22 protein-coding genes, 1 tRNA gene and 1 pseudogene are annotated in these 25,602 nt (G+C 59.4%); 16 read left to right on the top strand and 8 right to left on the bottom strand.

Features of this window, described 5'->3' with window-relative positions; all coding sequences use genetic code 11:
• Positions 1-2,841 (bottom strand): [protein-PII] uridylyltransferase, encoded by a 2,841-nt coding sequence (locus tag PAF20_RS09090; protein WP_271070355.1) that lies wholly within the window; start codon positions 2,839-2,841, stop codon positions 1-3.
• Positions 2,801-3,991, bottom strand: coding sequence for a penicillin-binding protein activator (locus PAF20_RS09085; protein WP_271070354.1), 1,191 nt, complete (start codon positions 3,989-3,991; stop codon positions 2,801-2,803). Before PAF20_RS09085 ends, PAF20_RS09090 begins: the two co-directional genes overlap by 41 nt.
• Positions 3,992-4,089: 98 nt before the next feature.
• Here PAF20_RS09085 and rsmI point away from each other — a divergent pair, with 98 nt between their 5' ends.
• The 4 genes and pseudogenes from rsmI to PAF20_RS09065 form a co-directional block, all read left to right on the top strand.
• Positions 4,090-4,983, top strand: coding sequence for a 16S rRNA (cytidine(1402)-2'-O)-methyltransferase (rsmI, locus tag PAF20_RS09080; RefSeq protein WP_271070353.1), 894 nt, complete (start codon positions 4,090-4,092; stop codon positions 4,981-4,983).
• Positions 4,983-5,432: a YraN family protein gene (locus PAF20_RS09075; RefSeq protein WP_271070352.1), complete on the top strand. Its 450-nt coding sequence runs from the start codon at positions 4,983-4,985 to the stop codon at positions 5,430-5,432. The genes rsmI and PAF20_RS09075 overlap by 1 nt, the downstream gene beginning before the upstream one ends.
• A gap of 86 nt (positions 5,433-5,518) precedes the next feature.
• Complete coding sequence (gene gshB / locus PAF20_RS09070) at positions 5,519-6,469, top strand: glutathione synthase (RefSeq protein ID WP_271070351.1); 951 nt, start codon at positions 5,519-5,521, stop codon at positions 6,467-6,469.
• 281 nt (positions 6,470-6,750) lie between these two features.
• Positions 6,751-7,162 (top strand): annotated as a pseudogene (locus PAF20_RS09065) (transposase); the annotation flags it as partial.
• Positions 7,163-7,229: 67 nt separating this feature from the next.
• Here PAF20_RS09065 and PAF20_RS09060 read toward each other — a convergent pair.
• The gene (locus tag PAF20_RS09060) at positions 7,230-7,610 is read right to left on the bottom strand and encodes a MerR family transcriptional regulator (protein ID WP_271070350.1); all 381 of its coding nucleotides are present in this window, start codon (positions 7,608-7,610) and stop codon (positions 7,230-7,232) included.
• A 134-nt stretch (positions 7,611-7,744) separates the two neighbouring features.
• Between PAF20_RS09060 and PAF20_RS09055 the strand changes: the two genes are divergently transcribed.
• The 3 genes from PAF20_RS09055 to PAF20_RS09045 are packed head-to-tail and all read left to right on the top strand — an operon-like array spanning position 7,745 to position 10,029.
• The gene (locus tag PAF20_RS09055; protein WP_271070349.1) at positions 7,745-8,200 is read left to right on the top strand and encodes a PaaI family thioesterase; all 456 of its coding nucleotides are present in this window, start codon (positions 7,745-7,747) and stop codon (positions 8,198-8,200) included.
• 2 nt (positions 8,201-8,202) lie between these two features.
• The gene (locus PAF20_RS09050) at positions 8,203-8,703 is read left to right on the top strand and encodes a PaaI family thioesterase (protein WP_271070348.1); all 501 of its coding nucleotides are present in this window, start codon (positions 8,203-8,205) and stop codon (positions 8,701-8,703) included.
• A 3-nt stretch (positions 8,704-8,706) separates the two neighbouring features.
• Positions 8,707-10,029: an MATE family efflux transporter gene (locus PAF20_RS09045; protein ID WP_271070347.1), complete on the top strand. Its 1,323-nt coding sequence runs from the start codon at positions 8,707-8,709 to the stop codon at positions 10,027-10,029.
• A gap of 4 nt (positions 10,030-10,033) precedes the next feature.
• On the opposite strand, the gene hemF is transcribed toward PAF20_RS09045, so the two are convergent.
• Positions 10,034-10,897: an oxygen-dependent coproporphyrinogen oxidase gene (gene hemF, locus PAF20_RS09040; RefSeq protein WP_271073290.1), complete on the bottom strand. Its 864-nt coding sequence runs from the start codon at positions 10,895-10,897 to the stop codon at positions 10,034-10,036.
• A 274-nt stretch (positions 10,898-11,171) separates the two neighbouring features.
• On the opposite strand from hemF, the gene PAF20_RS09035 reads away from it, so the two are divergent.
• Positions 11,172-11,582 (top strand): hypothetical protein, encoded by a 411-nt coding sequence (locus PAF20_RS09035; protein WP_271070346.1) that lies wholly within the window; start codon positions 11,172-11,174, stop codon positions 11,580-11,582.
• Here the strand turns inward: PAF20_RS09035 and PAF20_RS09030 are convergent.
• Genes PAF20_RS09030 through clpS form a run of 3 tightly spaced genes read right to left on the bottom strand, consistent with a single transcriptional unit; the run spans position 11,579 to position 13,695 of the window.
• Complete coding sequence (locus PAF20_RS09030) at positions 11,579-12,382, bottom strand: SDR family NAD(P)-dependent oxidoreductase (RefSeq protein WP_271070345.1); 804 nt, start codon at positions 12,380-12,382, stop codon at positions 11,579-11,581. The two genes, PAF20_RS09035 and PAF20_RS09030, sit on opposite strands and share 4 nt — an antisense overlap.
• Positions 12,379-13,374 (bottom strand): class I SAM-dependent methyltransferase, encoded by a 996-nt coding sequence (locus tag PAF20_RS09025; RefSeq protein ID WP_271070344.1) that lies wholly within the window; start codon positions 13,372-13,374, stop codon positions 12,379-12,381. Before PAF20_RS09025 ends, PAF20_RS09030 begins: the two co-directional genes overlap by 4 nt.
• Positions 13,375-13,377: 3 nt before the next feature.
• The gene (gene clpS / locus PAF20_RS09020) at positions 13,378-13,695 is read right to left on the bottom strand and encodes an ATP-dependent Clp protease adapter ClpS (RefSeq protein ID WP_271070343.1); all 318 of its coding nucleotides are present in this window, start codon (positions 13,693-13,695) and stop codon (positions 13,378-13,380) included.
• Positions 13,696-13,922: 227 nt separating this feature from the next.
• Between clpS and PAF20_RS09015 the strand changes: the two genes are divergently transcribed.
• Positions 13,923-15,551, top strand: coding sequence for a D-alanyl-D-alanine carboxypeptidase family protein (locus tag PAF20_RS09015; RefSeq protein WP_353620584.1), 1,629 nt, complete (start codon positions 13,923-13,925; stop codon positions 15,549-15,551).
• 188 nt (positions 15,552-15,739) lie between these two features.
• On the opposite strand, the gene PAF20_RS09010 is transcribed toward PAF20_RS09015, so the two are convergent.
• Complete coding sequence (locus PAF20_RS09010) at positions 15,740-16,723, bottom strand: 2-hydroxyacid dehydrogenase (protein WP_271070342.1); 984 nt, start codon at positions 16,721-16,723, stop codon at positions 15,740-15,742.
• 245 nt (positions 16,724-16,968) lie between these two features.
• Here PAF20_RS09010 and PAF20_RS18845 point away from each other — a divergent pair, with 245 nt between their 5' ends.
• From PAF20_RS18845 to PAF20_RS08975, 7 genes are all read left to right on the top strand, one after another.
• Positions 16,969-17,685 carry an SH3 domain-containing protein gene (locus tag PAF20_RS18845; RefSeq protein WP_353620583.1) on the top strand — a complete coding sequence of 239 codons (717 nt, stop codon included), beginning with the start codon at positions 16,969-16,971 and terminating at the stop codon, positions 17,683-17,685.
• Between the two features lie 184 nt (positions 17,686-17,869).
• A tRNA-Thr gene (locus tag PAF20_RS09000) sits at positions 17,870-17,944 on the top strand.
• A gap of 344 nt (positions 17,945-18,288) precedes the next feature.
• Complete coding sequence (locus PAF20_RS08995) at positions 18,289-20,577, top strand: NosR/NirI family protein (protein WP_271070341.1); 2,289 nt, start codon at positions 18,289-18,291, stop codon at positions 20,575-20,577.
• Between the two features lie 2 nt (positions 20,578-20,579).
• Positions 20,580-22,532, top strand: coding sequence for a TAT-dependent nitrous-oxide reductase (gene nosZ, locus PAF20_RS08990; RefSeq protein WP_271070340.1), 1,953 nt, complete (start codon positions 20,580-20,582; stop codon positions 22,530-22,532).
• A gap of 1 nt (position 22,533) precedes the next feature.
• Complete coding sequence (locus tag PAF20_RS08985) at positions 22,534-23,871, top strand: nitrous oxide reductase family maturation protein NosD (RefSeq protein WP_434802909.1); 1,338 nt, start codon at positions 22,534-22,536, stop codon at positions 23,869-23,871.
• Positions 23,846-24,745: an ABC transporter ATP-binding protein gene (locus tag PAF20_RS08980; RefSeq protein WP_271070339.1), complete on the top strand. Its 900-nt coding sequence runs from the start codon at positions 23,846-23,848 to the stop codon at positions 24,743-24,745. Before PAF20_RS08985 ends, PAF20_RS08980 begins: the two co-directional genes overlap by 26 nt.
• On the top strand, positions 24,742-25,569 hold the full coding sequence (locus PAF20_RS08975; RefSeq protein WP_271070338.1) for an ABC transporter permease: 828 nt from the start codon (positions 24,742-24,744) through the stop codon (positions 25,567-25,569). Before PAF20_RS08980 ends, PAF20_RS08975 begins: the two co-directional genes overlap by 4 nt.
• Positions 25,570-25,602: the final 33 nt, after the last annotated feature.

Genomic DNA, 25,602 nt, shown 5'->3' with positions numbered 1-25,602 from the left:
TTATGCTCCTGCCTTGTCGGGGCTGGCCCGTTCTGCCCCGTCCCGTATGGCTTGCCGCAGGCGCTTTTCCAAGGACTCACGGCGGCCCGGCTGATGCAATTTCAGCCCGAAAGCATCCTTGACATAGAAGCTGTCCACCACTTGTGCGCCATAGGTCGCAATCACCGCACTGGCAATCTGGATATGGTTGGCGGCCAGCGTTCGGGTCAGGTCGAACAAAAGGCCAGGGCGGTCACGGGTGTCGACCTCGATAATGGTGTAGATATCGCTGCCTTCATTGTCGAAGGTGATATGGGTCGGGAACTTGAATGCGCGGTCGCGCTTTTTCATCTGATCCTTGTCCGCAAAGGCATCGCGCGCGACCAGTTCGCCCAACAGGGTCCGGTCGATCATCTTGCGAAGGCGTGGCAGACGATCGGCATCATAGGGATGACCTTCGCTGTCCTGCAGCCAGAAAACCGCCGTCGCAAAACCATCTTTCGACGTATAGGTCCGCGCGTCGACAACGTTCGCCCCGACCAGGGCAAGCGCACCGGAAAGGCGAGAGAAGATGCCTGGATGATCCGCCAGTGCAAAGGCCGCCCGCGTGGCGTCGCGGTCGGCGTCGGGATGCAGGTCGATCCGGATCTCGTCATTGCCGAGATCTTTCAGAAGCCGGGCGAACACCTCATGCGTTTGGGTGGGCAGGCCCTGCCAGTAATTCGCATAGTGGCGCGCAGTTTCGGCGCGGATTTCCCTGGCTTCCCAGCCTTTCGCGGCCAGCAGATGGCGCAACGATCGTTTGGCCTCATCGCGGCGCTGATCGCGGTTCAGCGCCTCCATCCCGTTTTCCAGCACGCTTTCTGTCTGCTCGTATAACTGGCGCAGCAGAACGGCCTTCCAGTTGTTCCATGTGCCGGGCCCGACGCCGCGAATATCGCAGACGGTCAGAACCAGCAGCAGGTCCAGACGCTTGCGCGACTTCACCGCCTTGGCAAAGTCGCGGATCGTGCGGGGGTCGGATATGTCGCGCTTCTGTGCAATATCGGACATCAGCAGATGGTTGCGGACCAGCCATTCGACGGTTTCGATCTCTTCTGCCGGCAAACCCAGCCGCGTCGTCACGCGGCGGGCGATCTGTGCACCGATGATAGAATGGTCCTCCGGCCGCCCTTTGCCGATATCGTGCAGCAGCGTCGCAAGATAGAGGATACGGCGGTTGACCGTGCCTGACGACATGATCCGGCTGGCAATCGGCAGATCCTCTACCTCATGTCCCTGTTCGATCTCCGACAGGGCGACGATGCATTGGATCGTATGTTCGTCTACCGTGTAATGATGATAGACGTTGAACTGCATCATGGCCACGACGGGCTCAAACTCAGGGATGAAGGCTGACAGCACGCCCAGCTCGTTCATCCGTCGCAGCCCGCGTTCCGGGTTGCCGTGCTTCAGCAGCAGGTCGAGGAAGATCCGCACCGCCTCGGGGTTTTCACGGATATCGTCGTCGATCAGTTCAAGGTTCGATGCAATCAGCCGCATTGCCTCGGGGTGGATCAGCACACCTGTGCGAAGCGCCTCTTCGTAGATGCGCAGGATGTTCAGCGGGTCGTTCAGGACCGTTTCAGGTTCCGCGAAATTGAGCCTGCCGTTGAGTTCCGCAAAGGCGGGCCGCAGCTTTCTGCGCCTGCGGAAAATGCGGCTGAGAAGCGGTTGCTGAAAGACGTGATGGCTCTCAAGGGCGGTCAGGAATACGCGCGTCAGGTCGCCCACTCGGGTGGCGTGGCGAAAGTAGTCCTGCATGAATACTTCGACCCCGCGACGGCCGGGACGATCCTGATAACCCATGCGTCGCGCGACCTCGACCTGCATGTCGAATGACAGAACGTCCACCGGACGCCCGGCGATCAGATGCAGATGACAACGCGCCGCCCACATGAAATCTTCGGCCTGCCAGAATGCCAGATGTTCGTCGCGCGTGAAAAAACCCAGCTCCACCAGCTGCGAGGCGCGCTCGACTCGGTGAATATATTTCGCAATCCAGTACAGGGTCTGAAGGTCGCGCAGCCCCCCCTTGCCCTCTTTCACATTCGGCTCAAGAACATATCGCTGCCCGCCCTGACGTGTGTGGCGCTGATCGCGTTCGGACAGCTTGGCCTCGATGAATTCGGGAATGGAACTCTCAAAAAGTTCCGACCAAAGGCGTTCGCGCAGCGTTTCGGCCAGGGAAAGCTGACCCGCAACCGCGCGGTGTTCGACCATTGACGTGCGGATGGTCATGTCCTGACCCGCCAGACGGATGCAATCATCGACGCTGCGGGTCGAGTGCCCGACTTTCAGCTTCAGATCCCACAGCATGTAAAGCATGGATTCGACCACGCTTTCCGCCCAGCCAGAGGTCTTATACGGCGTCAGGAACAACAGATCGACATCGGACTGCGGTGCCATTTCGGCGCGTCCATAACCGCCGACGGCTATTACGGCCAGCTGCTCGGCATCGGTCGGGCTTTGCTGCGGGTGAAGGTGGGTGACGGCGACCCAATGCACGGTGGTGACAATGGCATCTGTCAGGCTCGCAATCGCACGAACGGTCTCCCTCGCTGCGCGGGGATGGCTGTCGAATCCCTTTATGATGTCGTCCATCGCGGCATTGCGAGCAGTCTGCAATTCGGCGACCGTAACCGCCCGTTTCGCGCGTGCATCCTCGGCTTCGGCCAATTTGCCTTCCAAGACGGGCAAAAAGCTGTCGGCGTCGAATATGGAATGCGCCCCGGGCAATGCCGGGGCGCTTTGTGGCAATGAATCCAGACGTTCGCCCAAATCAGAAACCGAAGCCACCACGGAAGCTGCGCGGTGCCGCATCAATGACGACGACGCGGCCATTGGTGACCGTCGCAATGGCCAGGCCGCGTTCATTCGTGCCGTTGGGGCGCAGGCGGAATACGCCATTGACGCCGGTAAAGCCCGAGGACCGGGTCAGCCCGATTGTGTTAACGGCATTGCGGTTGCCAGCGGAAACCAGTGCCGCGACAGCCGCCACGCCGTCATAGCCCAGAGAACCGAGGTCATGCGGCGCTTCGCCATAGGCCGAGCGATAGCGGGACACGAATTGCGACTGAAGCGAGGTATCGGGCAGGGCAAACCAGCCGCCCTGTACGCCGGGCAGCTGCAGCCGCGCGGCAGGCGTATCCCAACGCGTCAGGCCCATGAACTGCGCATCGCGCGAAGTCACGCCTGCATCGTTAAGCTGGTCGGTCAGGTAAGGCAGAACAGCCTGCTGGTTGGCGGTCATGAAGATCGCGTCAATATTGCCGGACTTGGCTGCCGCCGACACGGCGGGGATGATCGCATCGATGCTCTCCTGCGACAGGGCATGTTGCTGCTTGCCGGAAAGGGTCGCGCCATTTTGCGCGATGGCCGCCTGAATCGCGCCGGCACCAATCTGGCCTGCGGCGTCGTTCTCATAGATCATCAGGAAACGGCGCAACCCCTGTCTGACGCCATAGCTGACCAGACGGTCGGCGACATTCTGGAACGTACTGCCGAGGATGAAAACATTTCCGCCTGCGATTTCCTGATTGTTCGAGAATGACAGAACATTCAGGTTATTGTCTTTCATCGCATTGCCCACTGCGTTTGCAGAGTCAGCAAAAAGCGGGCCGAGAATGATCTTCGCGCCCTCGGCAGCAGCTTTTTCTGCGGCGGATACGGCCGATTCCTCGCTGGGGGTCGTGGTGTAGACACGCAAATCGATCTGCGCACCATCCGCATCGGCGGCGGCCATACGCGCCGAATTGGCCAAAGAGCGGCCAAGCCAGTCGAGGTCGGAATTGCCGGTGCCGCCCGGGACCAGCAGTGCAACCTGTACCGGTTGGCGCGGGTCGATCTGCGGCCCGATAGCCGGACCGGAACTGCCGAGGCTTGTCGGCTGGCAGGCGGCAGTGGCAAGCCCTGCGCCCAGAATACCCGCAAGCGCAGCGCGCCGCGTGATTCGCTTGGCAATGGTGAACATTCGAATGATTCCCTATTGTCTTGTTCGGTGGCGTTGCGCCGCAGCCTATTCTTAAACCCCCCGCCTTTGCAACGCGGGGCAGCCTCAGCAGGATTTCCATGACCGAAGATCAACAATCCCCGAACCCGGTGCAGGCCCGCATTGAGGCAACGAATCTGGAGCCGGGACTATATCTGGTGGCCACACCTATCGGACGCGCTCGTGACATCACGCTGCGTGGACTGGATGTGCTGAACGCAGCCGATCTGCTTGCGGCTGAAGACACCCGGACATTGCGTCACCTTATGGAGATCCACGGCATTCCACTTAGGGGCAGGCGGATCATCGCGGCACATGACCACAATGAGGAACATCAGGCCAGGGCCCTGGCGGGCGCGGCGGCTGACGGCAAATCAATCGCCTATTGCTCTGATGCCGGCACGCCCCTTGTTGCGGATCCGGGTTTCCGCCTTGTCCGCGAGGCCGTGCGGGCCGGGCAGCGCGTGCATGTCGTTCCGGGACCATCAGCTGCGCTGACGGCACTGAGCATATCGGGCCTTCCGAGCGACAGATTTCTGTTCGCAGGTTTTGCCCCGCAGCCGCGCGGCGCCAGAAAAAGCTGGCTATCAGAGGTCACAGCGACCGACGCGACCTGCATCATTTTCGACAGTCCAAGACGCGTTAAGCAAACGTTGGAAATGTTGTGCGAGATTGACCCGAATCGTCCTACTGTCTTGTGTAGGGAACTGACAAAAAAGTTTGAGGAAACATTTCGGGGAACGCCCGGCGAGATCGCGCGCCAGATAGCGGATGATGGCCTAAAGGGCGAAATTGTTCTGCTTGTCGACAAGCCGACCGAGCGCGAGATGAATGCGAAGGATATTGAGTGTGCCTTGATGGATCTGCTTGCTGAAAATTCGGTGAAGGACGCAGCCGCTGCGGTCGCTGATCGTTACGGCGTTTCTCGTCGGGATGCCTACCAGCTGGCACTTGCATTGGAGAAGAAGACTTGATGCAACTCACTCTGGATTTTGATGCTGTCGCTGCGGCCATGCCGACCAAGCCGTCTGCCGTCAGAAATGTGGGGCGATGTTCTGCCCGCGAAATCAGGGGACGCACGTCTTATGATTCCGGTCGCCTTGCAGAAATGAGCGTTGCCGATCACTACGTTGACGCGGGATATACAGTGGTGGAACGCCGGTGGCGCGGAAAGGCCGGCGAAATCGACATGATCCTTCGTTGCGGGGACCAGTTCGTATTTACGGAAGTGAAATCCTCCAAGAACTTTTCGCGAGCGGCAGATCGCATCAGCAGGCGGCAGATGAACAGAATCTGCATGGCGGCGAGCGAATATTGCGATTCGCTGCCGTCTGGCCAGATGACTGACATGAGAATGGATGCCGCACTGGTGGATCAGTATGGCCGTGTGCAGATCATAGAAGCCGCGTTTGGGGCCGAATAGTCGCGCGCGAGGTCTTCAGAGGACGTGACGGCTTGCACTGTCAGCCAGAACGTCCGACAAGTCTGCAAAAAGCAGAGGACTACGCCATGAGCCTTTACGTCGCCTTGCAGATGGATCCGATTGAAGCGGTCGCTATTGATGCAGACAGTACATTTCGTATCGGCGTTGAGGCCGAGGCGCGTGGGCATCGACTGTTTCAATATACTGTTGATGGTCTCAGCTTCAGCGAGGGGCGGGTCCGCGCAAGGGGCAGGCCAGTTACGCTGCGGCGCGAGGCAGGCAATCATGTCGATTTCGGGGATTGGGCGACAGTCGACCTGACTGAGTTTGACGTCGTCTGGCTGCGGCAGGACCCGCCATTTGACATGGGATACGTGACATCGACCCACCTGCTTGATCGCGTTCGCAAAGAGACACTTATCGTCAACGATTCGTTCTGGGTGAGGAATTGCCCCGAAAAGCTAATGGTGCTCGACTTTCCAGATCTAACGCCTGCGACGCTTATCACCCGGAATCTAGACGACATTCGGGAGTTTCGGGCGAAGCATGGCGACATTATCCTGAAGCCGCTTTACGGCAACGGCGGCGCGGGCGTTTTTCATTTGTCGCCGGAAGACCCAAATCTTTCGTCGCTGCTGGAAATCTTCTCGGTTCTCAATCGCGAACCGGTCATCGTCCAGAAATACCTGCCAGCCGTTAAGCAAGGCGACAAGCGCATTATTCTGGTCGATGGCGAAGCGATTGGTGCAATCAACCGGGTTCCGGCCAGTGGTGAGGCACGCTCAAATATGCATGTCGGTGGCCGACCTGAAAAAACAGAACTGACCGAACGTGAAAAGGAGATATGTGCGGCGATTGGCCCGACGCTGCGCGAGAAAGGACTGCTCTTCACCGGCATTGACGTGATAGACGGCTGGCTGACAGAAATAAACGTGACCTCTCCTACCGGTCTTCAGGAGTTGGAGCGGTTTGATGGGGTTAACGCTGCCGCGATGATCTGGGAAGCTATTGAGAAGAAGCTGGCGGAAAAGGTCTGAAGCCACATATTCATATGGAGACAACTCCTCCATGAGTCCCGGCTGGGCTGACCTGTGGCTGTCCTCGCCATCGGCTATCAAATCGAGGCGCAGCGACAACGGTTCTGAATATCCGCATTCAATCGTGGCTTTGTGTGATCTACCTTTTTGCCACGACTCGCCACCGTGTTTCTGCCAAGGAGCTACAATGCCATGTTTGCGTGACCTACAAAACCGCATGGCGAATGGGACATAAAATCTGTGAGCAGATGGACAACCGCGATATCAAGGCGTCTCCATCCGGCCACGTTGAGATTGAAGAAGGTTATGTTGCTGGGCAGTGCCCCGGAAAGCGATGTCGCGGCCCGGCTGGCAAGACAATCGTCATGGTTTTTAAATAGCGTGGCGGGCGTTTGGTTACGGGAATCATACCTGATGTAAAGATGAAAACCCACAAAGCCGAAGCTATGGTGAGGGTCGAAAAGTGTTCTGTCTTTTCGAACGATGAACTCATATCCTGCAAGTTACTGGCATCCGAAGGATATACGCATGTTGCGGTCAAGTATGGCGCGAAACAGTGGGCGACCTGTGAGGAAGAAACCGACACTCGACTTTCACCTCTCGACCAGCCACCAGTACATGCGGACGAATCTGAACGAGTTTACTTTCTGCTCGAACCATCGCGGCGAAGTGAGCCAGATGTTTGACGGCTGATTGCGGCTACGCGGCAAACTGGAACCTTGTGGCCACCCTCATCGCATCAAGACGATTGCCCAAAGGCCTAACCCATTTTGCGCAGGATTTCGGCCGTTTCGTCGCGCAAATCACGCAGGTCGGACATTGCGGCGTCGATCTCTGCCTTCTGCTCCTCAAGAACGCCAAGCTGCCTGTTGGCCTTGTCGATCCAGACCTCGTATTGCTCCCGATCGCCCTTCTGATCGTAAATCTCCAGCCACTGCCGGATCTCCTCCAGGCTGAAGCCGAAGCGACGGCCACGCAGGATCAGTGTCATGCGCGCCACTTCACGCCCGGAATAGAAGCGCGACCGCCCATCCTTCCGGGGCTGAAGCAGTTCAATATATTCATAATAGCGCAGCGTCCGCGGTGTGACGTCGAAACGTGCGCACATTTCCTTGAAACTCAACTCTTCTGAATCGGGCATACCGAACCTGTACAGCGTCGATTTTGCAGGCAGGCTAAACCCTAACTTCGCCTACCGCAAGTTGACCCAAACTATTGCGGCGAAGCGCCCGCAGAGGCTAGAGCTTTGAGTGGAACATGACAGAGGGATGCGGGATGACAGTGACAGAGGATGGCGCGGACGAACGGTCGTCAAAAGAAACCCGAGACCGCATCGCACAGCAATTTATCGAAGCGCTTCCGCATGCGCGTGCGCTTGGCATGAGGATGGTTCATCTGGGCGATGCGCAGGCAGAGATCGTTATGGACTGGAATGCCGATTTCGTTGGCGACCCTCATAGCGGTATCATTCATGGAGGGGTTATTTCGGCCCTGATGGATACATGCAGCGGTGCGGCTGTCCTGGCACATGGTTCGGCACCACGATCGACCGCGACGATTGACCTGCGCATAGATTATATGCGTGCCGCCAAACCGGGGCAGCGCATCACCGCCAAGGCGCATTGCTATCACATCACCCGCTCGGTCGCCTTCGTGCGGGCGCAGGCGATGGATGAAGATCACGATAATCCGGTCGCCACGGCCACTGGCGCCTTCACGGTGGAGCGTTGAGCATGGCTGATCGCAACGAACCGCTACAGCAAATCAAGCTGCGCCGCGACAACGCGCTGAACGCGCTGATCGAGGGTGTACCCTATATGCGCTGGATGGGCATTCATTTTGACCGTCGCGGGGACGAGCTGACCGCCGTCATGCCCTATGACGACAAGCTGATCGGCAATCCGATTCTGCCTGCCATTCACGGTGGTGCCACGGCGGCCTTCCTTGAAATTACGGCAATCGTGGAACTCGCCTGGTCCGCGATGTGGGAGGATATGGAGGCCGGTCGGATCGCGCCGGATTCCAGTGCACCGGGTTCCATCCCCAGATTGCCAAAGACGATTGACTTCACGGTCGATTATCTGCGCTCTGGCCTGCCGCGCGATGCCTATGCCCGCGCAAAGGTCGTGCGTTCGGGCCGCCGCTATGCTAGCGTTCATGTCGAGGCGTGGCAGGACAATCGCGCCAAGCTGTTCGCGCAGGCGACGGCACATTTCCTGATGCCGCAGGGCTGAGCATTGCGCGCAAAAGAGGTGACAAACCGGCGCGTGCTGGCGATTGCGCTGCCCATCGTGCTGTCCAATGCGACCGTGCCGATCCTTGGTGCGGTGGATACAGGGGTGATCGGTCAGCTGGGGCAGGCGGCACCGATCGGCGCAGTCGGGATTGGGGCAGTCATCCTCGCCTCAATATACTGGATGTTCGGTTTTCTGCGTATGGGGACCTCTGGTCTTGTCGCACAGGCGCATGGTGCTGGCGATGATGTCGAGGTCGGGGCGCATCTGCTGCGCGCGCTTGCAATCGCATTTGCCGCCGGGTTTTCTTTGATCCTGTTGCATCCGATGCTGTTTGCGGGCGCGTTCATGCTTGCCCCTGCCAGCGACGAGGTCGAGACGCTGGCCCGGCAATATCTGTCGATCCGAATCTGGGGCGCACCCGCGACGATTGCGCTTTACGCGATAACCGGCTGGTTGATCGCGATGGAACGAACGCGCGATGTGCTGCTGCTTCAGCTTCTGCAGAACGGGCTGAATGTGGCGTTGGATATCTGGTTCGTTCTGGGGCTGGGCTGGGGCGTCGGCGGGGTGGCCGCAGCGACCCTGATTGCAGAGCTTTCGGGCCTTGCCCTTGGTCTTTGGTTCTGCCGCGATGCCCTGCGCGCTGCCAGAAGGCAGGCGGGCCTGTTTGCACGGAAGAGGCTGGCGCGGCTGGCGCGCGTCAATTCGGACATCATGATCCGGTCGGTGCTTTTGCAGGGCTCATTCACAACCTTCATGTTCATGGCTGCGGGGCAGGGCGATGTCACACTCGCGGCCAATCAGGTGCTTTTGCAGTTTCTTGAAATCACGGCCTATGCATTGGACGGCTTTGCCTTCTCGGCCGAAACGCTGGTGGGGCAGGCGGTGGGCGCGCGGCGGTCCGATCTTGTGCGCAGGTCTGTCAGGGTCAGTTCTGGCTGGGCGGTTGGGGGCGCGGTATTGCTTGGCGTCGTCTTTGCACTGTTCGGACCGGCAATCATTGACCTTCTGACCACTTCAGAGCCTGTCCGCGCCGACGCCAAGCAGTATCTGCCGTGGCTGGCACTTGCGCCGCTGATCGGCATCGCCAGCTGGATGCTGGACGGTGTGTTCATCGGCGCAACACTGACGGCGCAAATGCGCCGCGCCATGTTTGAAGCCGTGGCGATCTATGTTGTGGCCCTGATGATCCTGCCGCAGCTCTGGGGCAATCACGGGCTTTGGGCGGCCTTAATGGTGCTGAATGCGACACGTGCGCTGACCATGCTGCGGTTTTATCCTCTGGCGGAACAAGCCGCGCGGCCAGTCGCCGCAGCAAGCTGAGCCGTCAGACCCACTTCGCCATTGGCGGCAAGCTCATCAGCACGGCATCGGGGTTATGCCCGGTCTCCAGCCCGAATTTCGTTCCGCGGTCATAGACAAGGTTATATTCCGCGTAGAGACCACGATGTATAAGCTGCGCATCCGTGTCGGCAGCGTTCCATTGCTGCGACATGCGCGCCTCGGCCAGTGGCAGAAAGGCGGGCAGGAACGCGGCCCCGACGGCACGGGTAAAGGCAAAATCGGCCTGCCAGTTACCGCTGTTGAGATCGTCATAGAAGATCCCACCGACGCCACGAGCCCGCCCACGGTGAGGAATAAAGAAATACTCATCCGCCCACGCCTTGAACCGGGCATAATATTCCGGATCATGCGCATCGCAGGCGTTTTGCAGCGTTGCATGGAAATGCGCCGTATCATCGGCATATTCGAGGCACGGGTTCAGATCGGAACCGCCGCCGAACCACCATGCGCCCGGTGTCCAGAACATGCGCGTATTCATATGCACGGCTGGCGCATGAGGGTTCTGCATATGGGCGACAAGGCTGATACCCGACGCCCAGAAGCGCGGATCATCCCCGATCCCCGGAACGCCGCGCGCGGCCATTGCGGTCTGGGCGCGGGGTTGCAGGGTGCCATGAACCTCGGACCAGTTGACGCCGACTTTTTCGAACACCCGACCGCCGCGCATCACGGACATGATCCCGCCACCGCCGTTATCTGCGCGTTCGGTCGGCGTCACCTCGAACCTGCCAGGTGCCGCAGTGTCCGGGCCGCGATCTTCCAATGCCTCGAATGCGGCTGTGATCTCGTCGCGCAGGCTGCGAAACCAATCGGCGGCCTCACGGCGCTCGGGCAGCATGTCGTCCATGATCTTCCTCACCATTGCAATTTGCGAAGCTGCGGTGGCCCGCATAGGCTGGATTGTCAACCGATCTAGCGTGTGCGCCCGTGCCCCCCGGTGAAATACCTGCAATTTTGCCGGGGCGCGTGGCTTGCGTATTGTGCATTTGCTGCTGTGCTGGCGCAGGCCCGCTTGTTGAAACCTGATCTGGAATGCGCCGAAGCAGGAAGAATAAAAGTTGAATTGCTGTCTCACGGCGCTGCCGCTAGGCTTCCTGCAACAATTCAAACGGGGCGCCCATATGATCCGCAAGCTTTCGATACTTCTGCCGCTTCTTGCCCTGACAGCCTGCGGGACAGAGCAAGAGCGTTGTATTCGCGGCAATACACAGGAATATCGGGTGCTCAGCGGACTTTTGGCCGAGACAGAGGCCAATCTGTCGCGCGGTTATGCGTGGGAAGAGCGTGAGGTCCGGCGGACCGAACTCGATTTCTGTCCGCAGGTTGTTCGCGACAAGGATGGTGAGGCGCATATCGTGCAGCGCAGTTGCTGGCGCAGGGTCACGGATACCGAACGCTATCGCGTGCCCATCGACCCCGCGGCGGAAATGCGCAGCAGGGATTACCTGCGAGAGAAGCTTGAGACCGAAACAGCACGGGCCGAACAGGTCGTTCGCCAATGCAAGGCAGCATATCCCGAGGATGATGCCTAGAACATTGCCGCCTGAACCGGGTCAAGCAGACTGCGCCCGCCATCTACGTTCAGAATCTGGCCGGTAACGAAGCCCGCACCGTCGCCCGCCAGATACAGGACGGCATCGGCAAGCTCTTCCGATTCGGCGATGCGGCCCATCGGCGTGCCCTTGATGATGCCTTCGCGCAGGTCGGGGTTTTCCTTCAGCGTCTTTTTCATTTCTGTCGTCATGACAGAACCGAAAGCGACAGAGTTGACGCGAATACGGTGGGACGCGAGTGCAAGCGCCAAGGCCCGCGTCGCCTGATCCTGCGCGGCAGAGGCGATGGAATAGGCCATCAATTCGGGATGCGGGCGCTGTGCCGCTAGGGTTGTCAGATTGACGATCGCGCCCGCCATGCGGTCATCGTCACTGTCCTTTGACTGCTGGATCATGCGTTTCGCAACGATCTTGGACATCATCAGACCCGCCAGAAGATTCTGGCGCAGCATCTCTTCCAAGCCGTTCTCAATCGATTCCAGCGGATCGCCCGGCTTCACCAGGCGATGCGCGTTCACCAGAATATCGACGCGGTCGAATGAATCGATTGTTGCCGACAGAAGGTTTGCCATCGACAGACGCTGCGACATGTCGGCGGCAAAGCTTCTGGCGCGTGAATCGTCCCCGAAACGCTCCATCTCATGTTCAAGGGCTGCCTCATTACAATCCGCGAACATCACATTCGCGCCGTGATCGTGAAGCTGCCTTGCGATGGCCAGACCGATGCCCTTTGCGGCACCAGTGACGATGGCCGTTCTGCCTTCGACGGAATTGCTCATCTGCTTCTCCTGTTCCTTGCGCCTGAACCAGTGGCTGCTAGGATTTTGAAACGGTTATCCCCACCAATCTCCGAGACATCCGCGAAATGATGCGAAAGCTCAGCCTCGTAGGGCAGGTGGCGGTTGGCCACCACCCATAACTTGCCCGCGCCCGTCAGCAGTGACGCGGCGGCGCGGATGAAAGCGATGCCCAGCGAGGGGTCTGCCGCGCGTCCGCTGTGGAAAGGCGGGTTCATGATGACACCATTGACCGGCTCGGGCAGTTTGAAACTGCGGGCATCCGCCCAGTGAAACTGCGCCCGTGGATCATCTATGTTGGTCCTGGCGCATTCCAGTGCGGTGTGATCGGCTTCGACCAGGTGCAGCACATCGACACCCGGATGCCGAAGGATCTGCGCCGACAGCCACCCCCAACCAGCACCCAGATCAACAATTCTGGTCGGCAGCTTTTCCGGAAGGGCTGCGGCCAGTGCGACCGAACCAGGATCAACCGTCTCTGCCGAGAAAATACCGGCTTTCGTCGTAAAGCCGGGGGCAGGTGTATAGCTGGCACCTGCCCAGTCCGCTGGGATTGCACCCGGATCAGAGAGCCTCGCGATCTTGCCATGTGCTTTAGAATGCAATTCGGCAATGTTCGAGAACGCGCGTATTTCCTTCAGCACGGCTTCGATGCCATCGGTCTTTTGCCCGTCAATCCAAAGATCACCATTGGGCAACAGCTTTGACGCGGCCAAGAAAATCCGCGCGCGCGCCGCCTCGCGAGAGCGCGGCAAGGTCACGACCGCAATGTCGAACGAAGGCAGTTGATCTGCGGCGGTTTCCACCTGATAGCCGCGTGCCTGCAACGCAGCATGGTGATGGGCCATGCCCTCTATCACGGTTGTGTTCTGTGGGACGAAGGCAGAAATATCTTCGGCCCCGTCAGCACCGAAAAGCATCACGCGCCCTTGCGGTGGTTCAGGGAATGCCAGCGACAGTCGGGCGTGGCGCATCAGTTATTCTTTTTCCATCGTGCATTGCAGCGGGTGTTGCTGACGGCGCGCAAGCTCCATCACCTGGGCGACCTTTGTTTCGGCCACCTCATGAGAGAAGACGCCAACAACCGCGACGCCTTTCCTGTGAACGGTCAGCATGATTTCGACAGCCTGCGCATGAGACATCGCAAACAGGCGCTGAAGCACATGAACGACGAACTCCATCGGTGTGAAGTCATCGTTCAGCAGCAACACCTTGTACATCGGCGGGCGCTTTGTCTTCGGCTGCGTCTTGACAACGAGGTCAGTCTCCTCGCGGTGGCCGGGATCCTGTGGCATGTTTGATTATCGGGTGATTTTTCGGTTGGCCCCTAATATAGGCGGTTTTCCTGGTAATGAAAGCCCGCCATGTCGAACGGGCCGGCGAATTCCGGCCATCGGGTCCGGAAATCGCGATAATACGTCAAATGCAAGGTTTTCGCATCGGATTTGCTGTGCTACTGTAGAAAAATTAACGACGGCCATCTAAAACAACACGGCCGCAGCAGGCAGAAGAGATCGAGACAGTGACCAGAATCCGCACGTTGTTCCGCGCAGGACTGCTGACGCTCTTGGCGTTCCTGATTCCCCTTGCCGCGCAAGCCGCGCCTTTTGCGTCTTTTGTCATGGATGGCCGAACAGGCAAACAGATCCATGCGCAGAACGCCGATACGCGGCTTCACCCAGCATCACTGACCAAGATGATGACGCTTTACATGGCGTTCACCGCGATTGAGCGTGGTCAGGTCCGATTGGACAGCAAGTTCACCATTTCATCCAACGCCGCAGCAGAGCCGCCCTCTCGGCTTGGACTGCGTGCTGGCCAAAGGATAGAGCTTCGCTATCTGATCCGCGCCGCAGCGGTTAAATCGGCCAATGACGCGGCCACTGCCATTGGCGAAAATCTTGCCGGGTCAGAGGATCGCTTTGCTGCGCAGATGACCGGCATGGCGCGCGCGCTCGGGATGAACAACACCCAGTTCCGCAATGCCAACGGCCTGACCCAGTCGGGCCATTTCTCCACCGCGCGCGACATGTCGACGCTGGGGCGTCGGCTGTTCTATGACTTCCCGCAATATTATTCGATCTTCTCGCGGCGTTCGGCCGATGCCGGGATTGCCACGGTTCGTTCGACCAACCGTACCTTCCTTGACAATTACGCCGGTGCGGACGGGATCAAGACGGGCTACACCCGCGCCGCAGGTTTCAACCTGACGGCGTCCGCGCAGCGGGGGTCCAAACGGATCATCGCGACGGTATTCGGCGGCACCTCTACCGCGCAGCGGAATGCAACTGTTGCGCAACTGCTTGATATGGGCTTTGGGCGTGCACCGACCCGCGTAAAAGAAATCAAACCAGCGCCGCCGCAATATATCGTCGATCGCAAATCCAGTCGGAAAGTTGCCTCGACCGCACCTGTTGCCCGTCCGGCTGTACGAGCGGCATCTGCATCGGTCGCTGCCAGCAGTCTGAACAGCGCAATGAACGAGGCGATGGCGCAGGCCGCAGCGGCACCTCCACCCGCGCAACCAGCACAGCAGCGCAGTTCGGCCCCAGTGCGACTGGCCAGCAGCGCACGTCCACCGGCCAAACCCGGAAGCGCTACGGCAAGCGCGTCGACCGCCGCCGATGAAGCTGTCAAGCTGGCGATGGCTGATGCAGGCGGCAACGCGACAGTTCTGCGCGTGTCGGCGCGGCCCGTTGCGTCACCGCGCCGCCGTGCGGACGCCCGAACCGATCAGCCTGCCGCCGCCGTGGCGGCTGCAAGCACCGCGAATGTCGTTCCGACGACCGAGGACCTGCAGCTTGATTCCTCCACCAAGCCGCAACGTCGCTCGGAAACGGTGATTGTCGGTTCGGGCACCGCCGGCGGGCCAGAGCGTAAGCCGACGGAACGGGTGGCGCGGGCCTCCTCTTCCGGTGGGCAAAGCTGGGGCGTGTCGCTGGGACGCTTCAAGTCGCGCAATCAGGCGGATGCGCGCCTCGTGCAGATCGCGATGCAGGAATCCGAACTGCTGGACGGTGCGCTGCGCCATGTGCGCGAATCCTCCAAGGGGTATGAGGCTACTCTGGTCGGGCTGTCGCAGTCTGCCGCTTCGAAAACATGCCAACGTGTTGCCGCGCAGGGTCAGCGCTGCGACGTGACTTCTCCCTAATCAAACGACCCGGGATAGACTGAGGCCGACGGTGCGGAATGGCACCGTCGGCTTTTTCCTTTGGTGGCATCGGATCGCAGGTGATGGCGAAAGGTGCGTTTGCAGGTCCCGACCAAGATCTGATCCCGTGCGGTACCTGCCGGGCGCCCGCTGATCGGCGGCCTTCAGACGATGGCAGCCGTGGGGCGCTAAGGAATAACCAGATCCGGCGGGCGATGCCCATGCGCGAAGGTTTGGATGTTCACAATGACCTTTTCGCCCATCTCGATCCGGCCTTCGACGGTTGCACTGCCCATATGCGGAAGCAGCACGACATTCGGCAGGTTGCGCAGGCGTGGATTGGCCTCGTGCCCGTGTTCGTAAACATCCAGCCCGGCACCAGCGATTTCACCGGCTCGCAGCATACGGGTCAGGGCATTTTCGTCGATCACCTCTCCGCGTGATGTGTTGATCAGCACGGCAGAGGGTTGCAGCAGCTTCAGTCGCCGCGCCGACAGCAGATGGAAGGTCGCGGGGCTGTGGGCGACATTGACACTGATCACATCCATCCTCGCCAGCATCTGATCAAGGCTGTCCCACCAGGTCGCTCGCAGTTCGGCTTCTGTTTCCGGGCGCAGACGGGTGCGGTTGTGATAATGGATCTCCATGCCGAAGGCTGTCGCCCGCCTTGCGATGGCCCGGCCGATCCGGCCCATGCCCACGATCCCCAGCTTACGACCACCGATGCGCCCGCCAAGAAAAGCAGTGGGGGACCAGCCCTCCCATGAGCCGCTTTGCATCGCCAAGACCCCCTCGCTCAGCCTTCGCGTGACAGCAATGATCAGCGCCATAGCCATATCGGCAGTATCCTCGGTCAGGACGCCGGGTGTGTTGCTGACCATTATGCCGTTTTCGGCAGCAGCTTTCAGGTCGATGTGATCCACGCCTGCGCCGTAATTCGCGATCAGCTTCAGCCTGTCGCCGGCCTGCATGAGCATATCGGAATCAAGTCGGTCAGACAGAGAAGGCACCAGCACATCGCTATTTCTCAGCATCTCAGCCAGTTCTTCGCGGTCGGGCCGATGATCATCGTCATTCAGCCGGACGTCGAAAAGCTCACGCATCCGCTCCTCGACAATTTTTGGCAAGCGTCGCGTAACGGCCACATGTAGGCGAGAATTGGCGGGGCTCATCACTTCATCCCTTCCAAGCTGCTTCTGCTTGGGGCAAACTGACCTGAACGGGATACAGGCACAAGTCCCGTTAAAAACTGCGCGGAAAACGACGCAGTGATGTGAGGCAGCGCGGCGCAGGTCGCGGAACAGGTTCGCGGCAATGACCGCAGGATTGGGGCAGGTAAGGAAAGATGGGACATATCTCACCATCGTTCCGTCGTGCATATCGCTCGGCGAAGAAACAAGGATTCAATCGAGACGCGATGCGCGCATCGTACGGTCAGGGGGCGGTGTCGGTCTGGCGCGCGCTCGGCTGGCCCGCGAAGGCATTTCTGGCGCTGTCTTGCGCGACGCTCATGGTGTTTGTTCTGGCCCCCGCCGAGGCTGCGAGCAATGACAAGGATAAAGCGACCGTAACACAGGCGGCAGTCGAACAGGTTGCAGAGCCCGCCGCCACACCAGTGGCTGCGCAGGCACCGGATGCGACGCGGCCTGCGGCCCGGCCCGTCAAGGTTGCCAGCGTGACCCCGACCGCACCCGCGGTTGAAATCGTGCGCGGCCCGGTGACCCGGTTGCCTATTCCGCGCTATGTCTCGCTGAAGGGCGAACAGGGGAACGTGCGACGTGGCCCGTCCCTGTCGCATCGCATAGACTGGGTATTCCAGCATTCCGGAATGCCCTTGCGCGTCGTAGGCGAGTTCGGTCATTGGCGCCGGGTTGAAGATCGGGATGGCGCGGGCGGCTGGGTTCACTATCAGCTTCTGTCCGGCGTGCGGACCGCGATCATTCAGCAGGAAATGGTAGAGCTTCGCTCTCGTCCCGACCTGAACGCGGGCGTCATCGCGATGGCAGAAGGTGGCGCGATTGTCCGATTGGGCGAATGCGAAACCGAGTGGTGCCGCGTCTCCGGCGCGGGCGCAAAGGGCTGGCTGCCCAAAACCGCGATCTGGGGCGTCGATCCTGGCGAAATCCGCGAGTAACTGGTAGTACGAAGTGAAGGAGCGCCCCCTCATCGGAAGGGGGCGTTTGTCGTTTAAACCGCGCCATAAACTACAATAAGAAAATTTCGATAAAGCCTCGACAGCTTCGCGAAAAACCCGATCTGCCCCCTTGCGCTACCCGCCCCCCTCGTCTAAATGGCCCGCACGGTCATTGACCGACATCGCTGCCGTAGCTCAGGGGTAGAGCACTCCCTTGGTAAGGGAGAGGTCGAGAGTTCAAATCTCTCCGGCAGCACCATTCCCCCCCCGCAGAAACTGTTCCTGGCAGGCATGCTCGTCACGCAGCTTGTCGACTGCATTCGCCAGATATCGTGCTGACGAAACACCGTCTCGCCGGGACGGATGCGCGAAGGTGATGCTGGCGATCGAGCGATAAAGGTCGAGCCTGCCGCCGGGTCAACGAACTGTAAAGTTTATCGCATGACATAACTCAAGGCGGCACTCTCCATCTGCTGCTAGCGCTGATCCGTGTGCAGACGCTTTTGTGGGCTTCTGCGCTGCCTGTTGCTGAGACGGGCAACGTTCGCCGCGATTGCGTGAAGTTGGCCAGCGTCAACTTTCGACGAAGGAGAGAACTGGCCGATGCGGCTTATGATTTGGGTCCTGAACATCTTCTTTGTGCTGCTGGTCGGGTTTGCCGGTTCGTTTCCGGCTGTGGCGCAGATCCGGCAGGGGCCGGTTCTGAGCACGTATCTGGAACAGGTTCCGGCGGCAGAACTGTTGCCCGGCGCAGATGGCTATGGGCCGGTTCGCGACGATCTGCCTGTCGCACCCGTGCTGAGCGGGGCGAACACGGTGGGCTATGCTTTCATCACCTCTGACTTCGTTGGCACCACCGGGTATTCCGGCAAGCCTATTCACACGATGGTCGCGGTCAGCCCCGATGCGAAAGTCCTTGGGGTCCGACTGGTCAAGCACTCTGAACCGATCGTGCTCGTCGGCATTCCTGAATCGAAAATGCTCGCGGTGGCTGAAGGTTACACCGGCCTCGACCTCGTCGCAGAGGCTGAGGCGGGCGGTTCCGCGCATGAACTGAACATCGTGTCGGGCGCGACCGTCACCGTCATGGTAATCGATGATTCAATCGTCCGGTCCTCTTTGAAGGTCGCGCGGGCCCTGGGACTTGGCGGTTTGTCGGCAGGACAAGAAAGCGGTGCCACCGCGGAGGTAGATCCCGACGCCACAGCAGCGGATGATTGGTCCGTGCTCGAAGGGGATGGGACGCTTCGGAAGCTGGAATTGACCGTGGCGGAGGTCAACGAAGCTTTCGCCGCACTGGGTGACCCACGATCCGACGCGCGGGCCCTGACCGAGCCGCCGGAGACCACCTTTATCGAAATGCAGACCGCCCTGGTCAGCGTGCCTGGCATCGGGCGAACGCTGCTGGGTCAGGCCGAATATGCAAATCTTGAAAGCTGGCTGGCGGAAGGTGACCACGCCATTCTGATCGCGGGTCGCGGTTTATACAGTTTCAAGGGCTCTGGCTATGTGCGCGGCGGGATATTCGACCGTATCCACCTGATACAGGATGATATGTCGGTCCGGTTCCGGGATCGGATGCACCGCCGCGCGCAATTGGCCGTTCAGGATGCGCCGTCATTTTCTGAAGTGGACCTGTTCAGGATACCTGCAGACAGCGGCTTTGACCCGACCAAGCCGTTTCGAATTCAGCTTCTGGTTCACCGTGACGTCGCAGCGATCGAAAAGGTCTTTACGACATTCGATCTCAGCTACCAGTTGCCGGACAAGTATCTTCGTGCATTGCCGGCAGAAGCCCCGTCCGACGCCCCAGAGGCAGAGGTGACAACCGCCCCTGCAACAACCGGCACAGAGGGCCAATCCGCCGAAGCAGGTGCAGGTGATGCGGCACTGCTTGCCCAGCAGGATGAGGCCACGGCCCAGGCCGCTTTGTGGAAACGCATATGGGAAGGCAAAAAGCTGGAAGTGATCGTGTTGGTCGCCATGCTTTCCGTGCTGACAGCGGCCTTTTTCTTTCAGGAATGGCTTAGCCGGTCAGAGCGCGCGGTGTTCTGGTTCCGCATGTCGTTTCTGAGTGTCACGCTGTTCGTACTTGGCTGGATGTGGAACGCACAGCTTTCAGTCGTCAACATCATGGCATTGGCCAACAGCTTGGCCAGCGGTTTCAGTTGGCAGGCGTTTCTGCTGGACCCGCTGACCTTCATCTTATGGTTCGCCGTTGCTGCCGCGCTGATATTCTGGGGGCGCGGTGCTTATTGCGGCTGGCTGTGTCCTTTTGGTGCCTTGCAGGAACTGTTGAACCAGATCGGGCGACGACTTGGCATTCCGCAGTTCCGCCTGCCCTGGGGGCTGCATGAGCGGCTCTGGCCGGTGAAATACATGATCTTCCTCGGTCTGTTCGGTGTTTCTCTGGCATCGCTGGAGCAGGCTGAACATCTCGCCGAAGTCGAGCCCTTCAAAACCGCCATCGTCCTGAATTTTGTTCGCGCGTGGCCTTTCGTTTCCTATGCGGCAGCACTGTTGATTGCCGGACTTTTTGTGGAACGCTTTTATTGCCGCTATCTGTGCCCGCTTGGCGCGGCATTGGCGATCCCCGCGCGGATCAGGATGTTCGACTGGCTGAAACGCTATAACGAATGCGGCAATCCGTGTCAGACCTGCGGAAATGAGTGCTTCGTTCAGGCCATTCACCCAACCGGAGAGATCAATCCGAACGAGTGCCTGAACTGTATGCATTGCCAGGTTCTCTATCACAGCCACACGAAATGCCCGGTTGTCATTAAAAGTGACAAGCGCCGGGCAAAACTGGCCGATTCCGGAAAGCCTCAACCTGCCCCTGCCGCACGTGAGGGGCTGAGCAACCATCCCAATATAAAACCTCAAGGAGTTTGAAGATGAGCGATCACAAAAAAAGTGGGATCAGCAGACGCGGCATTCTGGGGGCGACCGCGGGCGGCGCTGCTGTTTTAGGCGGCGCCGGATTGACCCGCAGTGCATTTATCGCCGGAACGACCGGTCTTGGGGCGACGGCGGCGACAAGCGCAGCGGCCCAGGAACCCGCTGCCGAAGCCACCCCTCACCCCGGCCAGCTGGACGAATATTACGGCTTCTGGTCATCGGGCCAGACGGGTGAAGTTCGCATCCTCGGCGTGCCCTCGATGCGAGAGCTGATGCGGATCCCGGTGTTCAACCGCTGTTCGGCCACGGGTTGGGGGCAGACCAATGAATCGCTGAAGGTGCTGACGGAAAACATGCTGCCGCAGACGCGCGAATATCTGGCGGCGCAGGGTAAGCGCATTCACGACAATGGCGATCTTCATCACCTGCATATGTCATTCACCGACGGCACCTATGACGGTAAATATCTGTTCATGAACGACAAGGCGAACACGCGTGTCGCCCGGATCCGCTGCGATGTCATGAAATGCGATAAAATCGTCGAGGTGCCGAACGCCAAGGCAATTCACGGACTGCGCCCCCAGAAGGCGCCGCATACAAAATATGTGTTCGCCAATGGCGAGGATGAAACCCCGTTGGTGAACGACGGCACAATGCTGGATCCGGCGGATTACGTGAACTACTATACCGCGATTGACGCCGAAACGATGGAAGTCGCTTGGCAGATCATGGTGTCGGGCAACCTCGATAATACGGATGCCGATTACACCGGCAAATACGCCTTCTCGACCTCTTATAACTCTGAGATGGGGATGACCTCTGCCGAGATGATGGAGGCAGAGCTGGACCATGTTGTTATCTTCAACATCGAAGAGATCGAGGCAGGACTGGAAGCCGGCGACTTCGAGGAAAAGAACGGCGTGCGTGTTCTGGATGGCCGCAAGGGGCAGAACAAGAATTACACACGTTATGTCCCGATCCCCAACAATCCGCATGGCTGCAACATGGCCCCCGACGGGCGCTACCTTTGTGTTGCGGGTAAACTTTCGCCGACTGTCTCGGTTCTCGACGTGACGCTTTTCGATGCGATCTTCGCGGATGAGGCCGAACCGGAATCCGTCATCGTTGCACAGCCGGAACTGGGGCTTGGCCCCTTGCACACCTGCTTTGACGGAAAGGGGAACGCCATAACCACGCTGTTCCTCGACAGTCAGGTCGTGGTCTGGAACATAGAAGACGCCATCCGCGCCCATAATGGAGAAGCGGTCGATCCGATCAAATCCAAGGCAGATGTGCACTATCAGCCCGGTCACAACTCGACCACGATGGGCGAAACGAAGGAGGCGGACGGAAAATGGTTCATCTCGATGAACAAATTTTCCAAAGACCGTTTCCTGAATGTCGGCCCGCTGAAGCCTGAAAACGAACAGCTTTTCTCGATGGATGGCACCAATCTGACCCTCTTGCACGACGGGCCGACATTCGCCGAGCCGCACGATTCGATCCTTGTCCACGCCTCGAAGGTGAACCCGCTGTCAGTCTGGGACCGCAACGATCCCATGTGGGCCGACGCGCGTGCGCAGGCAGAGGCGGATGGCGTCGATCTGGATGACTGGCAGGATATTGTCATCCGGGATGAGCAGGATCCGACCAAGGTGCGCGTCTATATTTCGTCGCAGGCGCCCAATTTCGCGCTCGAGCAGTTCGAGGTGAATCAGGGCGATGAGGTCACTGTCATAGTCACCAACCTGGACGATATCGACGATCTCAGTCATGGCTTCACGCTGAACAATCACGGCGTGGCCATGGAGGTCAGCGCACAGCAGACGTCCTCTGTCACCTTCACTGCGGCACAGCCCGGCGTTTACTGGTATTACTGCCAGTGGTTCTGTCACGCCCTGCACATGGAAATGCGCGGCCGGATGATCGTGAACCCGCGGTCGGCGTGACATGAGCCTGCGAGTCCTGATCTGTTGCCTTTGCGTACATGCTATTCCCGCCGAAGTGGCGGGGATGGAACGCGATGTGCCAGCCGGTCAGGATTCGTTGCAGAACGCCATCGCCGGGGCCGCGCCCGGCGATGTGCTGATATTGGAGCCGGGCCGTCACAACGGCCCTGTGATCCTGGAAAAAGCGTTGACCTTGCAAGGCACATCAGGCGCGGAAATCGACGGTAACGGGCAGGGTTCCGTCATCACCGTAACCGGACAGCAGATAACGATCCGCGGACTGACGATTTACGGATCGGGCAGCGACCATGAAACCATCGACAGCGGCGTTCAACTGACAAAAACCGCCCGCGATGTGCTGGTCGAGGACAATCGCCTGACCGGAAATCTCTATGGGATCGACATTCACGGTGCACGTAACAGCGTGGCGCGGAACAATGTCATCGAAGGCCGTCGTGACGCGCGGATGAATGATCGGGGCAATGGCGTCTATGTCTGGAACGCGCCGGGTGCCGTGGTGGAGGGCAATGATATCCGCTGGGGGCGCGACGGGATATTTGTCAATGCCTCGCAGCGCAATGTCTTTCGCAACAACGTTTTCCGCGATCTGCGTTTCGCGGTGCATTACATGTACACCCATGACAGCGAGGTCTCGGACAATGTATCGATCGGCAACCATCTTGGCTATGCGATCATGTATTCCGACCGGGTCAGCGTGGTCGGCAACCTGTCGCTGCGGGACCGCGATCATGGCGTGATGCTGAATTTTGCCAATGGCGGCGACGCCGTAGGCAATCTGGTGCGGGGCGGAGCGCAGAAATGCACCTTCATCTATAACTCCTACAATAACCTCATTGCGCGTAACCGCTTTGAGAGCTGCGAGATCGGCATACACTTCACCGCCGGGTCAGAACGGAATGGCCTGACGGAAAACAGCTTCATCAATAATCGCGAGCAAGTTCGATATGTCGGCACCACCGATGTCGAATGGAGCGTGGACGGTCGCGGCAATTACTGGTCCGATAACCCCGCCTTCGATTTGAACGGAGATGGCATCGGCGACAGCGCCTACCGGCCGAACGACCTTATGGATCACATAATGTGGTCACAGCCCGCGGCCGCGGCGCTGATCGGCTCTCCGGCTGTTCAACTTGTCCGCTGGTCGCAATCCCGTTTTCCTGCGATCCAACCCGGCGGTGTGGTCGACAGTTTTCCACTGGTCGCACCCGCCTCTGCTGCGGTCGCTCCGGCATATGAAGAAATGGAGGAAGCCGCCCAACCGGCATGGCTTCTTGAAGGATATGAACGAAACGATGCTGAAGATATCGGCGCTCACTAAGACATTCGGGCCGGTGCCTGCGCTTGATGATGTAACGCTAAGCGTCGCATCCGGCCAGCGAGTGGCGCTCTTGGGCCATAACGGCGCGGGCAAGTCGACGCTCATGAAGATCGTGCTGGGACTGATCGGGTTCGACGGCGGTGCGGTCGAGGTCATCGGTGGTGCAACTGGCGATGCCGAAGTCCGCAATGCGGTGGCATATTTGCCAGAAAACGTGTCATTTCACCCGGCCCTGACTGGGCGCGAGCAAATTGCCCATTATCTGCGCCTGCGTCAGAAAAGGTCATCTTCGGCAGGCGACTTGCTTGCGCGCGTAGGTCTTGCGGATGCCTTGGACCGACGGATCGGCACCTATTCCAAGGGTATGCGTCAGCGTGTTGGCCTTGCGCAGGCCCTTATCGGGTCGCCAAAGCTGATGCTGTTGGACGAACCGACCAGCGGGCTGGATCCTGTATCGCGTCGAAGTTTCTATGACCTGCTGGACGATCTTTCCCGTCAGGGAACAGCGATCCTGCTGTCTTCACACGCCCTGACAGAGGTCGAGGCGCAGACCGATTCCATCATCATCCTGTCGCAGGGACGGGTTGTGGCAGAAGGATCAATAAAAGAATTGCGGCAGCAAGCAGTACTGCCCGTGACGATCAGGGTCACGCCGTCGCCCGATGCACATGACACCGTGCTGAGCCGTTTCCCTGATGCGCGGAACCACGATGGCAGGCTTTGTTTCCATGTCACCCAGAAGGAAAAGATGCCGCTTTTGCGGCGACTGACCGAGGCCGGCGACAGCGTCGCCGATATCGATATCGCGCCGCCAAGTCTTGAAGATATCTACAGCTATTACAGCGCTGTTCAAAGCGCGGAAGAAGCTGCATGAACCCGACGCGCATCCTGTCCACCGCCCTGACAGAGTTCCGTATAGCCCTGCGCAATCGCTGGGTCCTTATTGCGGTACTGCTGATGATGTTGTTCTCGCTTGTGCTGAGCGCGGCTGGTTCCGCGCCCACCGGCGCTGTGGGGGCGGATCGGCTGTCGATCGTGGTGGCCAGCCTCACCAGCCTTGCGGTTTACCTCGTACCGCTTCTGGGACTTTTGCTGTCCTTCGATGCCATAGCCGGAGAGGCGGAACGCGGAACCTTGCCATTGCTTCTGACATACCCGGTCAGCAGGGCAGAAGTGTTGGGCGGGAAGCTTCTGGCGCATCTTTGCGTCCTGTCGCTGGCCTTGTTGGCGGGATATGGTCTGGCCGCAATCGTTGCCGTTTGGTTCGGAAATGATGGGCTGTCGGGCGTAGCTGCTGTCATCCGCCTGTTCGTGACGTCATTGCTGCTTGGCGTTGTCTTTCTGAATCTGGGTTATGCCCTGTCCAGCCTTTCGCGCCGCTCGTCGGGGGCGGCAGGACTGGCCATTGGCCTTTGGGTGATCGCGGTGGTTCTGTACGATCTTGCCCTTCTTGCGATGATCGTGGCTGATGGCGGGGATGGGATTGTTACGCGCATTTTGCCAGCGGCGCTTCTGATCAATCCTGCAGATGCATTTCGCCTGTACAACCTGACAGCAAGTGCGGCCACTTCTGCCGCATCCGGTCTGGGCGGCGCTGCAAACGCTGTCCCGGCGACCTTGTCTTTGGCCGCGCTGCTGATTTGGCCGGTCGCGGGCTTCCTGCTGGCGCTGATGGCCTTTCGTCGTGTGAATCCATGAAGCGATACATTTTTCTTTCCGCGCTGCTGCTTC

The organism is Paracoccus albus, assembly GCF_027913035.1.
In the GTDB taxonomy this organism is placed as follows: Bacteria; Pseudomonadota; Alphaproteobacteria; order Rhodobacterales; family Rhodobacteraceae; genus Paracoccus; species Paracoccus albus.
This window is presented reverse-complemented; position numbering and strand designations above follow the sequence as displayed.

Bases quoted from the DNA above. Each gene is read 5' to 3' on its own strand.
- PAF20_RS18845 (WP_353620583.1), top strand. From the start codon at position 16,969: ATGCGCGCATCGTACGGTCAGGGGGCGGTGTCGGTCTGGCGCGCGCTC.
- PAF20_RS09010 (WP_271070342.1), bottom strand. From the start codon at position 16,723: ATGAGCCCCGCCAATTCTCGCCTACATGTGGCCGTTACGCGACGCTTG.
- PAF20_RS09025 (WP_271070344.1), bottom strand. From the start codon at position 13,374: ATGCGCCACGCCCGACTGTCGCTGGCATTCCCTGAACCACCGCAAGGG.
- PAF20_RS09030 (WP_271070345.1), bottom strand. From the start codon at position 12,382: ATGAGCAATTCCGTCGAAGGCAGAACGGCCATCGTCACTGGTGCCGCA.
- PAF20_RS09050 (WP_271070348.1), top strand. From the start codon at position 8,203: ATGGCTGATCGCAACGAACCGCTACAGCAAATCAAGCTGCGCCGCGAC.
- PAF20_RS09055 (WP_271070349.1), top strand. From the start codon at position 7,745: ATGACAGTGACAGAGGATGGCGCGGACGAACGGTCGTCAAAAGAAACC.
- clpS (WP_271070343.1), bottom strand. From the start codon at position 13,695: ATGCCACAGGATCCCGGCCACCGCGAGGAGACTGACCTCGTTGTCAAG.
- PAF20_RS08985 (WP_434802909.1), top strand. From the start codon at position 22,534: ATGAGCCTGCGAGTCCTGATCTGTTGCCTTTGCGTACATGCTATTCCC.
- gshB (WP_271070351.1), top strand. From the start codon at position 5,519: ATGAGCCTTTACGTCGCCTTGCAGATGGATCCGATTGAAGCGGTCGCT.
- PAF20_RS09085 (WP_271070354.1), bottom strand. From the start codon at position 3,991: ATGTTCACCATTGCCAAGCGAATCACGCGGCGCGCTGCGCTTGCGGGT.
- nosZ (WP_271070340.1), top strand. From the start codon at position 20,580: ATGAGCGATCACAAAAAAAGTGGGATCAGCAGACGCGGCATTCTGGGG.
- rsmI (WP_271070353.1), top strand. From the start codon at position 4,090: ATGACCGAAGATCAACAATCCCCGAACCCGGTGCAGGCCCGCATTGAG.
- PAF20_RS08975 (WP_271070338.1), top strand. From the start codon at position 24,742: ATGAACCCGACGCGCATCCTGTCCACCGCCCTGACAGAGTTCCGTATA.
- hemF (WP_271073290.1), bottom strand. From the start codon at position 10,897: ATGGACGACATGCTGCCCGAGCGCCGTGAGGCCGCCGATTGGTTTCGC.
- PAF20_RS09090 (WP_271070355.1), bottom strand. From the start codon at position 2,841: ATGCGGCACCGCGCAGCTTCCGTGGTGGCTTCGGTTTCTGATTTGGGC.
- PAF20_RS08995 (WP_271070341.1), top strand. From the start codon at position 18,289: ATGCGGCTTATGATTTGGGTCCTGAACATCTTCTTTGTGCTGCTGGTC.
- PAF20_RS08980 (WP_271070339.1), top strand. From the start codon at position 23,846: ATGCTGAAGATATCGGCGCTCACTAAGACATTCGGGCCGGTGCCTGCG.
- PAF20_RS09035 (WP_271070346.1), top strand. From the start codon at position 11,172: ATGATCCGCAAGCTTTCGATACTTCTGCCGCTTCTTGCCCTGACAGCC.
- PAF20_RS09075 (WP_271070352.1), top strand. From the start codon at position 4,983: ATGCAACTCACTCTGGATTTTGATGCTGTCGCTGCGGCCATGCCGACC.
- PAF20_RS09060 (WP_271070350.1), bottom strand. From the start codon at position 7,610: ATGCCCGATTCAGAAGAGTTGAGTTTCAAGGAAATGTGCGCACGTTTC.